Origin of the sequence: Collimonas fungivorans (assembly GCF_028292705.1) — a bacterium.
Lineage (GTDB): Bacteria > Pseudomonadota > Gammaproteobacteria > Burkholderiales > Burkholderiaceae_D > Collimonas > Collimonas fungivorans_B.
Genome location: NZ_JAQGLV010000051.1, coordinates 1 through 13,766 on the forward strand (window position 1 = coordinate 1; position 13,766 = coordinate 13,766).

General features: G+C 59.4%; 15 protein-coding genes. All 15 read left to right on the forward strand.

Features of this window, described 5'->3' with window-relative positions; translation table 11 throughout:
* The coding region (locus JWQ61_RS02590; protein ID WP_304359135.1) for a flagellar hook-length control protein FliK at positions 1–635 on the forward strand (635 nt) is incomplete at its 5' end.
* Between the two features lie 89 nt (positions 636–724).
* The gene (locus tag JWQ61_RS02595; protein WP_304359136.1) at positions 725–1,012 is read left to right on the forward strand and encodes an EscU/YscU/HrcU family type III secretion system export apparatus switch protein; all 288 of its coding nucleotides are present in this window, start codon (positions 725–727) and stop codon (positions 1,010–1,012) included.
* Between the two features lie 172 nt (positions 1,013–1,184).
* Positions 1,185–1,832: a response regulator transcription factor gene (locus JWQ61_RS02600; RefSeq protein WP_304359137.1), complete on the forward strand. Its 648-nt coding sequence runs from the start codon at positions 1,185–1,187 to the stop codon at positions 1,830–1,832.
* A 134-nt stretch (positions 1,833–1,966) separates the two neighbouring features.
* Positions 1,967–2,479: a chemotaxis protein CheW gene (locus JWQ61_RS02605; RefSeq protein WP_304359138.1), complete on the forward strand. Its 513-nt coding sequence runs from the start codon at positions 1,967–1,969 to the stop codon at positions 2,477–2,479.
* 45 nt (positions 2,480–2,524) lie between these two features.
* Positions 2,525–4,189 carry a methyl-accepting chemotaxis protein gene (locus tag JWQ61_RS02610; RefSeq protein ID WP_304359139.1) on the forward strand — a complete coding sequence of 555 codons (1,665 nt, stop codon included), beginning with the start codon at positions 2,525–2,527 and terminating at the stop codon, positions 4,187–4,189.
* A 218-nt stretch (positions 4,190–4,407) separates the two neighbouring features.
* Positions 4,408–6,042 (forward strand): ATP-binding protein, encoded by a 1,635-nt coding sequence (locus tag JWQ61_RS02615; protein ID WP_304359140.1) that lies wholly within the window; start codon positions 4,408–4,410, stop codon positions 6,040–6,042.
* 190 nt (positions 6,043–6,232) lie between these two features.
* The gene (locus tag JWQ61_RS02620; RefSeq protein ID WP_304359141.1) at positions 6,233–6,940 is read left to right on the forward strand and encodes a response regulator; all 708 of its coding nucleotides are present in this window, start codon (positions 6,233–6,235) and stop codon (positions 6,938–6,940) included.
* 232 nt (positions 6,941–7,172) lie between these two features.
* Positions 7,173–7,490, forward strand: coding sequence for a flagellar transcriptional regulator FlhD (flhD, locus tag JWQ61_RS02625; protein WP_014004965.1), 318 nt, complete (start codon positions 7,173–7,175; stop codon positions 7,488–7,490).
* 51 nt (positions 7,491–7,541) lie between these two features.
* Positions 7,542–8,165, forward strand: coding sequence for a flagellar transcriptional regulator FlhC (flhC, locus tag JWQ61_RS02630; protein WP_304359142.1), 624 nt, complete (start codon positions 7,542–7,544; stop codon positions 8,163–8,165).
* A 59-nt stretch (positions 8,166–8,224) separates the two neighbouring features.
* Entirely contained in the window at positions 8,225–9,085 is an 861-nt protein-coding gene (gene motA / locus JWQ61_RS02635; RefSeq protein ID WP_014004967.1) for a flagellar motor stator protein MotA, read from the forward strand.
* A 27-nt stretch (positions 9,086–9,112) separates the two neighbouring features.
* Positions 9,113–10,027 carry a flagellar motor protein MotB gene (gene motB / locus JWQ61_RS02640; protein WP_304359143.1) on the forward strand — a complete coding sequence of 305 codons (915 nt, stop codon included), beginning with the start codon at positions 9,113–9,115 and terminating at the stop codon, positions 10,025–10,027.
* A 12-nt stretch (positions 10,028–10,039) separates the two neighbouring features.
* Positions 10,040–10,414: a response regulator gene (locus JWQ61_RS02645; RefSeq protein WP_304359144.1), complete on the forward strand. Its 375-nt coding sequence runs from the start codon at positions 10,040–10,042 to the stop codon at positions 10,412–10,414.
* Between the two features lie 46 nt (positions 10,415–10,460).
* The gene (cheA, locus tag JWQ61_RS02650) at positions 10,461–12,455 is read left to right on the forward strand and encodes a chemotaxis protein CheA (protein ID WP_304359145.1); all 1,995 of its coding nucleotides are present in this window, start codon (positions 10,461–10,463) and stop codon (positions 12,453–12,455) included.
* 25 nt (positions 12,456–12,480) lie between these two features.
* Positions 12,481–12,981, forward strand: coding sequence for a chemotaxis protein CheW (locus JWQ61_RS02655; protein WP_014004971.1), 501 nt, complete (start codon positions 12,481–12,483; stop codon positions 12,979–12,981).
* Between the two features lie 36 nt (positions 12,982–13,017).
* Positions 13,018–13,470 carry a transposase gene (locus tag JWQ61_RS02660; protein ID WP_304359146.1) on the forward strand — a complete coding sequence of 151 codons (453 nt, stop codon included), beginning with the start codon at positions 13,018–13,020 and terminating at the stop codon, positions 13,468–13,470.
* Positions 13,471–13,766: the final 296 nt, after the last annotated feature.

Consider the following 13,766-nt stretch of genomic DNA (forward strand, 5'->3'; position numbering starts at 1 on the left):
TATCGGGACCGGAACCACAGCAACTGGCGGCTGCCCTGGCGCGCAGCGTTGCCGGCAGCGGCCTGTTTTACGAATCCCATCTATTGCAATTTTTCACCGGTGAGCGCTCGCTGGCCGAGCTGCAGCACGAGCCGCAGGCGCAGCTGGTCCTGTCGCCGGCGGCGGCAGATGCAGACGCTGCCGCCGCTCCTCTCCCTTCTGCCAGCCATGCCACGGCCAGCATCGCTGCCGAAGCGATCCCTCTGGTGCGCCAGCAGCTTGAGCTGTTGGCGCTGTCGCAATTCCGCTGGAGCGGCGAAGCCTGGCCGGACGCCGGCATGGAATGGGAAATTACGGAGCAGGGGCGGCGCCAGCCGGACGACAGCGCGCCGCGCAACTGGAGTACCTCCCTCAGCATGACCTTGCCCCGGCTCGGCCGCATCGAATTTCGCCTGAGCCTGGCGAACCATGGCTGGCGCGCCGAGCTGGGCGCGGCCGAGGCGGCCACGCTCGGTTTCATGCAGGCCGGCAGCGCGCAACTGCTGCAGCGATTTTCTGCGGCCGGCCTGCATTTGAGCGGTTTGCAAGTGGCGCAATTGCCACAAGCCGGCTTGGATAATCCATTGGATACAAAAAATGACAACAAAAACAAATAATTGTATTAGAGTAATGTTTTTTGTCTGCAGGACAGCGCGGCAAACTGGCGCGGTACCGGCAGCCAGCAACGGCAAGCAGGCGGGCAGCAGTGGAAACTGAGGGCTCAGGCCGTAAAAGCGTGGTAGCGTTATCACACGCGCATCAGGACCAGGCGCCGCTGGTGGTGGCAAAAGGTTACGGCGCCGTGGCCGAGGCCATCATGCAAAAGGCGCGCGAGCACGGCTTGTATGTGCATGCGTCACCCGACCTGGTGAAGCTGCTGATGCACGTCGACCTCGACCAGCAGGTGCCTCCGCAGCTTTATCTGGCGGTAGCCGAGTTGCTGGCCTGGGTATACAGCTTGGAAAATGAGCAGGAGCGGTCGGCGCCTGCGTGAATGTCGCGATAGTGCATGCAGATATTGATTATTTAATATCGCTCATCTGCACCGGAGCAAAATGTGTGCATATTATTGATATAGTCGCGCTCCCGTATTGTGCGGACCTGGCCGCAGATCGATAATGCACAGTCCTCGGTTGTGAAATGAGATTGTTCAAAGAGTCATGGAAATGAAAGTTGCATCACCGATTCGGGTATTGATCGCTGATGATCATCGTATTGTCAGGCGCGGGCTGCAGCACATCCTGAACGCCAGCCCGGGCATCGTCGTGATCGGCGAAGCCAGCGACTACAACGGCATCACCGATATCCTGAGGGAACAGCCATGCGATGTCCTGCTGCTGGATATATCGATGCCGGGCAAGGACGGCATCGAAATCCTGCATCTGCTCAAGAAGCGCGAACCCATGCTGCGCATCATGGTATTGAGCAGCCATGGCCCGGAACAGTTTGCGGTGCGCGCCTTGAAGGCCGGCGCGGCTTCCTACCTGACCAAGGATGGCGCGCCGGATGAACTGGTGGAAGCGGTGCGGGTGGTTGCGCGCGGCCGCAAGTACATCAGCAAGGGCCTGGCGGAATCATTGGCCAACCACGTCATTGAAGAAGATGACCTGATGCCGCACGAACAATTGTCCAACCGCGAATTCCAGACAGTGCGCATGATCGCCTCGGGCCAGACCCGCACCGAGATTGCAAAAAACCTCTCCATCAGCCCCAAGACCGTCAGCGTCTATCGTTCCCGTGTGTTCGAGAAAATGGGCGTGCGCACCAATGCCGAACTGACCCGCTACGCCATCGAGCACGGTTTGCTCGAATAGAGGGCTGTTTCAAGTCCTTTTCGCTATATCGATAGCGCTTGCTCCTGTTTATATTGAGTCACCAAAGTGCTGTGCAAGCCGGATTTTTTCCATCCGGCGCGACAGGTGCATTTCAATTCTCAAGGATCAAGTCCATGACGCTTGCCGCTCAAACGCCGACCCAGATACGCCGTTCCACTGTCCAGCGTGAGGTCGCCGGCCAGGAATTCCTGACTTTCACCTTGGGCAAGGAGGAGTACGGCATCGATATCCTTAAAGTGCAGGAGCTGCGCGGCTACGACAATGTCACCCAGATCGCCAACGCGCCCGATTTCCTGAAAGGCGTGGTCAACCTGCGCGGGGTGATCACGCCCATCATCGACATGCGCATCAAGTTCAACCTGGCGGCCTCGAGCTATGACCAGTTTACCGTGGTCGTCATCCTCCATCTTGGCCAGCGCACGGTAGGCATGGTGGTCGATGGCGTGTCCGATGTCATCACCCTGTCGAGCCAGCAGATCAAGCCGGCGCCGGAAATGGGCACGGTGCTCAACACCGATTACCTGATCGGCCTTGGCACGCTCGACGACCGCATGCTGATCCTGCTGGATATCGACAAGCTGATGTCCAGCGATGAGATCGGCCTGATCAACAAGCTGACAGCCTGAGCGCCTGACCGCCAGGGCCGCCGGACCGCTGAACATGGAGGGGACATGAATTTTACAAATACAAGAATAGGAGTCCGGCTGGGCGTCGGATTTACAGCCATATTGCTGCTGGTGGTAGCCATTACAGGGATAGGCATCTGGCGTTTGCAGCAGACCGGCGCCGCGGTCGACACCATGGTGTCGCAATTTCTGGTGCGGGAACGGCTGGCGGCGGAATGGCAGGATGCGGTGGCAGTCAATGCCGTGCGCACGATGGCGGTGGTGCGCAGCGATGACAGTAAAACCCAGAAAATACTCCAATCGGAAATGAGCGCGACATCCGAGCGCGCATCGGAATTGCAAACCAAGTTGCATGGATTGTCCGACGACCAGGGCCGGCAAGCCTTGGGAGAGATCGCCGCGGCGCGCGCCGCCTATATCGAAATGCGGGATACCGTGCTGACCACACGCCAGTACGGCAGCGCCGAAAGCGCGGCGGCCATGATAGAGAAGGACCTGGACCCGGCGCGCAAGGAGTACCTGGGCAAGCTGCAGAAGTTCGTCGATGGACAACGCCAGGCAATCGATGACGCCGCGCTGGATATCGCCGCCAACTATCGCTCCGGCCGCAACCTGCTGGTGACATTCGGCGCCCTGGCGATCCTGCTCGGCGCGGCGTTTGCCTGGCGCCTGACCGGCGGCATCGTCAAGCCGCTGCACGCGGCAGTCGCCGTGGCGCAGCGGGTGGCGCAAGGCGACCTGAGCGCCAGCATCGAGGTCAAGGGCAAGGATGAAACCGGGCAGCTGCTGCAGGGCATCAAGGAGATGATCCTTGCCTTGCGCGACACGGTCAGCCGGGTGCGCAACGGCACCGAAAGCATCGTCACCGCCTCGCGCCAGATCGCCGCCGGCAACCAGGACCTGTCTAGCCGCACCGAAGAGCAGGCCGCCAGCCTGGAGCAGACCGCGGCGTCGATGGAGCAACTGACTTCAACCGTCAGGCAAAACGCCGACAATGCGCGGCAAGCCAACCAGCTGGCTGAAAATGCCGCGTCGATGGCGTTGAGCGGCGGCCAGATGGTGTCCGAGGTGGTTGCCACCATGGCGCTGATCAGGGCCAGCTCGCACCAGATCAGCGACATCATCGGCGTCATCGACGGCATTGCATTCCAGACCAACATATTGGCGCTGAACGCCGCGGTGGAAGCGGCGCGGGCCGGCGAACAGGGGCGGGGTTTTGCGGTAGTGGCTGCCGAGGTGCGCAACCTGGCGCAGCGTTCGGCGCTCGCCGCCAAGGACATCAAGGTCTTGATCGGCGCCTCGGTCGACAAGGTGGACGCCGGCGGCAGGCAGGTCGACGCGGCCGGCGCCGCGATGAGCGAGATTGTCGCGTCGATCCGGCGCGTGGTCGACATCATGGCCGAAATCGCCGCTGCCAGCGAGCAGCAGAGCAGCGGCATCGACCAGGTCAACCAGGCGGTGGGACAAATGGACCAGGCCACGCAGCAGAATGCCGCGCTGGTGGAGCAGGCCGCCGCCGCCGCGCACAGCTTGCAGGAGCAGGCTGGGGAATTGCTGCAGGCGGTCAGCATCTTTCAGCTGGCGGAGGAGGCCGGGCAAGCCTATCCGGGCGTGCAGGAAAGACAAGATTTTACCGAAGCTGCGGCATTGCCGGACATGCCAGAAGAGCATCATGCCGGCGGCCGGCCTGTCCTGGTTAGCACAAATTGACAGGTGACGGCGTTCTACGATGCTGGATAATAGCGGATACGTTCAAGTTGCGCCGGCGCCGTACCCTGGTCGCCGGCGGGCTTCGCGTATTGTGGCGGTAATATCTGTCACAGTTTCCAATAGATTGTATGCCCATCGTAATGCAAAGATTTACCTCTGCCTGGCGCCGCCTGCTAGCCGCTTCAAAGACGGACAGCATTTTCTGCGGCTCGCGTTTCATGCGCCTTGTCTACGCGATTACAGTAACTGCGATCCTGGTCATCGGCTACGTCTGGCTGTATGCCGGTTACCAGATCGGTTCCGATTACGAGCGCGATGTCAAAACCATACAGCTCAGCCACACCATCGTGGTGCGCGACTTTACCCAGCGGCTGCTGCGTTCGATTGACGAACGCGACCGCTTGCTGCGGCTGGTGCGCGACGATTTCCAGATAGCCGACGGAAAAATCGACCTGCTGCGCTATACAAAGATATTCGGCGGTTTATATACCCAGCTCAACATCGTGGACCAGGGCGGGCGCCTGCTTGCATCGACCAAGCCGGCGGCGGCCGCCGACTGGAGCGGCAACGAACTGTATGTCGCCCAGCGCGACCACCTGGACGACACCTTGCGCTTTGCCCGTCCGCGCAAATTGCCTGGCAGCGGCCAATGGGTGATGCATATGGCGCGCCGCATCTTTTCTTCCAAAGGAGATTTTGCCGGCATCGTCGAGCTGGAATTCACGGTAGACCGCCTGCCGGCCTTGTATGCGAGCCTGGACCGGATCCGCGCCGGCGAGCGGCAGGTGGTCGGCAGCGACGGCATTGCCGCCGACGGACCGCCGGCCAACGAACGAATGATCTTGCGCCGGATCGATGAAACGGTGATGGAGCTGGACGACAGCGAACTGAGCAAGAGCCAGCCTTTCGCCGACCAGAAGGCGCTTGACGACCAGCATTCGTGGGTGTCGCGCAAGCTGGAGCCTTATCCGCTGCTGCTGTCGGTGAAACTGCCCGACCCCGAGCCGTTGCCGGGACAGGAAAGCCCCAAGCTGCTGGGATATATCATGTACGCCTGCGTGCCGACTCTGCTGATCCTGCTGTTGATGAGCCTGGCCTATCGCACCATCAAGCGGCAATACGAAGTGGTGCGCAAATACGATGCCTTGCGCCGCCGCGCCAGCGATGCCAACAAGCGCAAATCGCGTTTCCTGGCGACGGTGGTGCATGAGCTGCGCACACCCTTGAGCGGCGTCCACGGTTATTCCGAGCTGGTGCGGGACACCAGCAGCGATCCGCAGAGCCGCGAGTTCGGCGACCTGATCCACCAGAGCGCGATCTACCTGCATGGCTTGCTGAACACCTTGTTTGACCTGGCGCGCATCGAAGCGGGCAGGGTCGTGATATTTCACGAGAATATCGATACGCTGAGCTATTTCGAATACGTCGGCTCCATGCACAGAATCAATGCCGACAAGAAGGGCCTGAGTTTCCAGATGCGGCTGGCGCCGGATTTGCCCGGCAATTTCCTGTGCGATCGCGTCAGGTTGTCGCAGATACTCAACAACATGCTGGATAACGCCGTCAAATTCACCGTCACCGGCGGCGTCACGATAGAAGTCACTACCTTCAGGGACAAGCTCAAGATCAGGGTGCTCGATACCGGCCCCGGTATCTCTAAAGGCGAGCTGAAACATCTGTTCGAATATTTCTACCAGGCAGAATCGGTGCGCGCCGGCCGCAGCCGTGGCTTGGGCTTGGGTTTGTCGCTGGCCAAGGAGTTTACCGACCTGATCCGCGGCAGCATCCGCATCGATTCCGAGGTGGGCGTCGGCACCGTGGTCAATCTCAGCATTCCGCTGAATGCGCGCTGAGCGCGTCCCATCCATGGCGGATCGCGGGTTTGCTACACTGGGTGCCGATGATGCTGTTATGGCGCCTGGACCTGGCGCGGCTATGCCCGAGACTGCGGCCGATATTGCAGCCGGCGCATTTCCTGCCGGCTTGCCGCTCCCCATGGTCAACGCCAAAACAGGATATCTTCTCCTTGTCTAGGAGGCGACGATGCGTTCCGCGTTAATTCTTGTGGTTGAAGACCATCCCATCAACCGCCGCATGCTGCAGGCGCAGCTGGCGGCGGAAGGCTGGCAGAGCGAACTGGTCGCCACCGGCGCCGAAGCCTTGCTGTGGCTGACGCATACCAGGCCGGTGGCGGTCATCACCGACTATGTGCTGGAAGACATGACCGGCGTCGAACTGCTGCACCGGGTCAGGCGCTGGGAAGCCGACACATCAGCCTTGCCGGCGATCCCGATGATCCTGTACAGCGGCATGTCGCTCGACTACCTGCAACGTGAATCGAGAGGCCTGGATTGCACCGCCATCCTGACCAAGCCCATCAGCCGCGCGCAGCTGCGGCAAACGCTGGCGCCGATAGTTGCGCAAAAAATGCCGACCGTAACACCTGCCGCGCCCGACGATTTGCTGACGGACCTGCTGCAATTCGGTTACCTGCAGCTGGCCAGCCTCAAGCTCAGCATAAAAAACCAGCGATGGGCGGAGACAGCGAGCATCGCGCATGGCTTGCGCGGCGCCGCCGCGGTACTGCAGCTGAAAGAAATTTCGCAAGCCGCGGCAGAAATCGAGAACCAATCGCGCAATAACCCGTCTGAGTCTATGGAAGACGCTTACAGCCGTTTGCAAAATGCGCTGGAACGGCTGGCTTTACAGCTCAACGCAAGCCGTGCGATGCCGCTGGCAAAGCCGTTGTAGCGCTCCCTTTCTTCATCGCTTTTCCCTGGCTGCCGTGCAATGCGGTGCTGACGTAGGAACAATGCCTACATCGATTCAGCCAAATATTTCATCCATATCGAGAACCTTACCGACTTATTTTCTTTTTTGAAACATTTCATAATTGCCTAGAAGCAGCGGACAAGACAAAAACTAAAAGATTGCTCACCAATTGCCGTAAACATTCATAAGTAGTTTCAGTCTGGGGGAAAGCATGGACAGTAATGGATTTGTAAACGAGATAAGCGAAGTCAACCTGTCTTATCTGCTGCTGGCACAACGTCTGTTGCGCGAGGATAAAGCGACAGCCATGTTTCGTATGGGATTGAGCCGTGAACTGGCCGAGCTGCTCGGCAACCTCTCTTTGTCGCAGGTGGTGAAGTTGGCCGCATCCAGCCTCTTGTTGTGCCGTTTCCGGTTCGACGACCACGCGATTCTTTCATCTTTGACGCATACCGACAAAGACCATGCCTTGCAACAGGCGCATGCGTCCATCCTGCTGGCCGGACAACCGCTGGAAGGCATCCGATGAAGCGGCCTGATTCTTGCGCCGCAACGGCTTTCATCTGCGAGGCCGGCAACCATGGCTACTAACAAAAGCGTGATCCTGGAAGCCCAGGAAATCCAGCTCGCCATCGACCTGATCAAACTCGGCGCGCGCCTGCAGTTTCTGGAATCGGAAACCTCCTTGAGCCGCGACCGCCTGATCAAGCTGTACAAGGAAATCAAAGGCATTTCACCACCCAAGGGATTGCTGCCGTTTTCCACCGACTGGTTCATGACCTGGCTGTCGAATATCCATTCGTCGATGTTCTACAACATCTACCGTTTCATGCTGGCGCATGGCGACGGCCAGCAGATCGTTGCGGTGGTCAAGAGCTACCGGCTCTACCTGGAGCAGGTTGAGCGCCAAGGCGGCAAGCCGGTGCTCGACTTTACGCGGGCCTGGACGCTGACGCGTTTCTTCGACAGCGGCATGCTGCAGCTAAGTACCTGCAGTCGCTGCAACGGCCACTTCGTCGCCCATGCCCATGACCTGCAGAACGGTTTCGTCTGCGTCTTGTGCCGGCCGCCGTCGCGCGCCGGCAAGACGCGCAAGCTGAGTTCCCCGGTTGCCTCCGGAACCGATCTTGTCCAAGGGCGCGAATATATGCCGCTGCCTCCGGTACGGCGGCTTGCGGGGCTTGCCAAAGGCGGCCTGGCCTGAGCTTGGCGGCGACAGCGTTGGCTACGGCCGCATAAGGTTTATTTCAAGGGGAATCAAAAGTGCTAGTTTTTGTTGGCTATATCGTCGTTATAGCTTCTGTGTTTGGCGGTTATGCCATGATGGGCGGTCATCTCGGCGTGCTGTTCCAGCCGGTCGAATTGCTGATGATCGGCGGCGCCGGGGTCGGCGCTTTTGTGGTCGGCAACGATGGCAAGGCCATCATGGCCACCGTCAGGGAACTGCCGAAACTGCTGCGCAGTTCCAAGCACGACAAAGCCTTGTACATGGAGCTGATGGCCCTGCTCTACGTATTGCTGGCGAAGGCTCGCAAAGACGGCATGCTGGCGCTGGAAGCGGATATCGACGATCCCTTGAACAGCCCCATCTTCGTCCAGTATCCGCTGGTGCAGCACGACCCGCGCGTGATCGAATTCCTTACCGACTACCTGCGCCTGATTGTCAGCGGCAACATGGATGCGTTTGAAATCGAATCGCTGATGGATCATGAAATAGAAACCTACAAGCACGAAGCTGAAGTGCCAGCGCACAGCCTGGCCAAGGTCGGCGACGCCTTGCCTGCGTTCGGCATCGTGGCGGCGGTGATGGGCGTGGTGCATGCGCTGGCGTCGGCCAACCTGCCGCCGTCGGAAATGGGCGAGCTGATTGCGCATGCGATGGTAGGCACTTTCCTGGGGATCTTGCTGGCTTATGGATTCGTGTCGCCGCTGGCGACGCTGATCGAACACCAGGTGGCGGAATCGGTGAAGGTGTACCAGTGCATCAAGGTCACCCTACTGGCCAACCTGAACGGCTATGCGCCGCAGCTGGCGGTGGAATTCGGCCGCAAGGTGCTGTACTCGACCGAACGCCCTTCGTTCACGGAGCTGGATGACCATGTGCGCCAAGTCAAAAGCCGATAGTGTTCGCCGGCCTGGGGCGGAGGCGGCATGAGCAAGGTCAAGCAGCGGATTGTCGTCAGGCGGATAAGCGCCGCCAAGCATCAGGCGCATGGCGGCAGCTGGAAGATCGCCTACGCCGATTTCATGACGGCGATGATGGCGTTTTTCCTGGTGATGTGGCTGCTGTCGATTTCCTCTCCCAAGCAGCGGGAGGGCATTGCCGAGTATTTCAAGATGCCGCTCAAGGTCGCCATCAGCGGTGGTGAAAAAAGCAGCACCAGCAGCAGCGTGATTCCCGGCGGCGGCACCGATTTTACCCAGGTGGACGGCGACGACAAGCGCAGCAATCCCGATACCGCCGATGCCGAACGGCTGAAATCGCTGAAGAAACGGCTGGAGCAGGTAATCGATGCGAACCCGGTGCTCAAGCAGTTCCGGCCGCAGCTGCTGATCGACATCACCAGCGAAGGATTGCGGATCCAGATCGTCGATAACCGCAACCGGCCGATGTTCGACCTGTCCAGCGCCAAGGTGCAGCCCTACATGAGCACCATCCTGCGCGAGATCGGACCGGTGCTCAATGAATTGCCGAACAAGATCACCCTGGCCGGGCATACCGATGCGACTCCTTATGTGTTGGGTTCCAAGTATTACAGCAACTGGGAGTTGTCGGCCGACAGAGCGAATGCATCGCGCCGCGAACTGATCGGCGGCGGCATGACGGAACAAAAGGTGCTGCGCGTGATGGGGGTGGCGTCGACCATGGATTTGAACAAGGCCGACCCGCTCGATCCAATCAACCGGCGCATCAGCATCGTGGTGCTGAACCGGCGCGCGCAGGCGCAGATCGAACAGGAAAACAGCAGCGGCAGCAATGCCGGCATCAAGCTCGACGGACAGAAGGACAGCGCCAGCCAGCTGCGCGACAGCGCGCCCAAGTCTCCCGCGGCGGCGCAGCCATGACACAGAGGCCATATGAGGACTAGGACAATATTGGTGGTGGATGACTCAGCCGTCATGCGCAAGCTGATTGCAGCGGCCCTGGCCGACGGCGACTACCAGGTCCTGCTGGCGGCGGACGGCGAAGCGGCCATGCAGCAGGCCCGGGTTGCAGCGGTCGACCTGGTGCTGACCGACTGGAATATGCCGGCCATGGGCGGCCACCAGCTGATTCGAGAATTGCGGCAGATGGAAAATCACGCCGAGACGCCGATCCTGGTGCTCACCACCGAGGCCAGCGATGCCGAAAAAGCCGACGCGCGCGCCGCCGGCGCCAGTGGCTGGCTGAGGAAGCCGATAGAACCTGCAACCTTGCTGGAAGTGGTCGCCAGCTTGCTGGATACCGAATAACGCCAAGCCGACAATCAGAGCACGCAGTAAGGAGATCACGAACGATATGGATATTACCGAGTTTTACCAGACCTTCTTTGAAGAAGCGGACGAACTGCTGGCTGAGATGGAGCAATTGCTGCTGGGGCTGGATATGGACGCACCCGACAGCGAACATCTGAACGCCATATTCCGCGCCGCCCATTCGATCAAGGGCGGCGCCGCCACCTTCGGTTTTGTTGCGCTGACCGATACCACGCATCTTTTGGAAAATTTACTGGACCGTGCCCGTCATCAGGAAATACGACTGCGCAAGGAAATGATCGACGCCTTTTTGGAAACCAAAGACGTGCTACAAGAACAGATAAGTGCTTACCGGGCCGGCGCTGAACCCGATCCCGACATGGTCGCGCGGATTTGCGCGGTGTTGCAACAACTGGCGCAGGAGGAAAACGCCGGTGTTGGCGGCAAGGCTGCGGTGCCTGCGTCGGCACCGGTGGCTGCGCCATTGCCCGCTGTTGCCGGCGGCTCGCAGCTGCGGGTGCGTTTTTCCAGGATCTCCGAAAGCGACCGCAAGCTGCTGAGTGCGGAACTGGAAAATCTGGGCGAGGTGGTGGCGCAGACGCAAGGCGAGGACAGCCTGACCTTGTGGCTGGAAACCAGCTGCGAAGCGGACGACATCATCGCCGTGTGCTGTTTCATCATCGACATCGACCAGATTGACATCGTGCAGGAAGCGGCGGCGCAGCCGGCAGCCGAGCCAGTGGCTGCAGTAGCTGCAGAACCGGCGAAAGTGATTGCGATCGCGACAGCCGCGGCGCTGCCGAAGGCCGTCGCCGCTGCAGCCATTCCCGCCACACCTGCGGCAGCCAAGGAATCCAGCTCGATCCGCGTCGATGTGGAAAAGGTCGACCAGATCATCAACCTGGTAGGAGAGCTGGTGATCACCCAGTCGATGCTGGCGCAGACCGCGGCGACGCTGGATCCGGTGCTGCATGAGCGCCTGCTGAACGGCATGGGGCAGCTTGAACGCAATGCGCGCGATTTGCAGGAATCGGTGATGTCGATCCGCATGATGCAGATGGATTACGTATTCAGCCGCTTTCCGCGCCTGGTCAGAGACCTGACCGACAAGCTTGGCAAGCAGGTGCAGCTGGTGACTTTCGGCAAAGCCACGGAACTCGACAAGAGCCTGATCGAACGCATCATCGATCCCTTGACCCATCTGGTGCGCAACAGCCTGGACCACGGCATCGAAAAGCCCGAGCAGCGCATCGCCGCCGGCAAGGACCCGGTCGGCGAGCTGCTGTTGTCGGCCCAGCACCAGGGCGGCAATATCGTGATTGAAGTCAGCGACGACGGCGCCGGCCTGAATCGGGAAAAGATCCTGGCCAAAGCGATACAGCAAGGCATGGTCCTCAGCGACACGATCAGCGACGACGAAGTCTGGCAGCTGATTTTTGCTCCCGGTTTTTCCACCGCTGAAAAAATCACCGATGTTTCGGGGCGGGGTGTCGGCATGGATGTGGTCAAGCGCAATATCCAGGAAATGGGCGGCCATGTCGAAATCGCATCGCGCCAGGGCAATGGCACGACCACCAGGATCGTATTGCCGCTGACGCTGGCGATCCTGGACGGCATGTCGGTCAAGGTCGGCAATGAAGTCTACATCCTGCCCCTGAATTACGTGATCGAATCGTTGCAGCCGCGCGCCGCGGACATCCATTCGGTGAGCAATGAAGAACAGGTGCTGCACGTGCGTGGCGAATATCTGCCATTGACGGAATTGCATCGCGTATTCAGCGTGGCCGACGCACGCACCGATCCTACCCAAGGCATCGTGGTGATTTTGCACGGCGAGGGAAAACGTTTCGCTTTGCTGGTGGACCAGCTGGTCGGGCAGCATCAGGTGGTGGTGAAGAACCTGGAAACCAACTATCGCAAAGTCCCGGGCATTTCCGCCGCCACCATTCTCGGCGACGGCAGCGTTGCCCTGATTGTCGATGTCGGCGCGCTGCAACGCGCCGGCCGTGAAAAAGCGCCGCTGCTGGCCGCCGCTTAGGAAATCTTGAAAGAAGAGGAATGAAATGGACAATGATCGCAATAAGCTTCTGACAGGACAGGATGAGTCGGAAGGACAGAAATTCCTGGTGTTCACGCTGGGCAGCGAAGAGTATGGGATCGATATATTGAAAGTGCAGGAAATCCGCGACTACGAAGCGGTGACGCGGATTGCCCATGCGCCCGAGTTCATCAAGGGCGTGACCAACCTGCGTGGCATCATCGTGCCTATCGTCGACCTGCGCATCAAGTTTCGTCTCGAAAATATCCAGTACAACCACCAGACCGTCGTGATCATCCTGAATATCGCCGAGCGTGTGGTCGGCATATTGGTGGACGGCGTATCCGATGTGCTGACTTTGGGCAGGGACGAAATAAAGCCGCCTCCTGAATTTGGCGCTGCCTTGTCGGCGGAGTATCTCAGCGGCCTGGGTACGGTAGGACAGCGCATGCTGATTCTGATCGATATAGAAAAACTCATGTGCAGCGCAGACATGGCTTTGTTTGACTCCGCTGAACTTGTCTGAAGTGAAGACAGGTTAGGCAACGACAGGAAATTAAAGATGAAACTTCGAGATAGCCAATGGCAAAAACTGGAGCCTTTGTTGATAGGCAAGCAGGGCGATCCTGGCGCCAAGGGCCGGGACAACCGCTTGTTTATCGATGCCGTGCTTTGGATTATCAGCAATAAATCCATCTGGCGCAGCTTGCCCGCCGAGTTCGGCAAATGGAATACCACGTATATGCGCTTCAGGCGCTGGAACGAGTGTGACGTCTGGCGCCAGCTGGAGCAAGACATGTACGACGATCCATTGCTGAAGTCCATGTTCCACGAGATCGTGGCGTACGGCGACAAGCAGACCGGGCGCATCAAGCAAAGGCTGACGCGGCGTGCAAACAAGCTGGTTTACAACTCATCGCTTGGCAAGGCCGGCGGCGCCAGGAAAAATGCGCCGGGGGTCGACGAATCGACCTCGCACTGGGTCGGGTTGGTGATGAGAGGCGTGGCCATTTGAGCCAGTACTTTTAGAATCAAAATGTAGGGAGACAGTCCCGACAAACTCGTGATTTGCCGTTCAAGAAAGTCAGACGACGTCCGTTAATACAGTAAACGGATGGCCTGCCTGGCCAATGATAGAAGCAAATATTCTGAGGATGTTATGAACAAGGAACTGTCTGCCGGATATTCATTGTCGGTGATCGCGATGGCTGTATCGGTCATGGTCTCGGGTTGCGGCGGAGGAGGAGGCGGCAGCAGCAATCCGAGCCCTCCCGCAACCGCGGTGCCGACCACGCCGCCTGTCGTGACGCC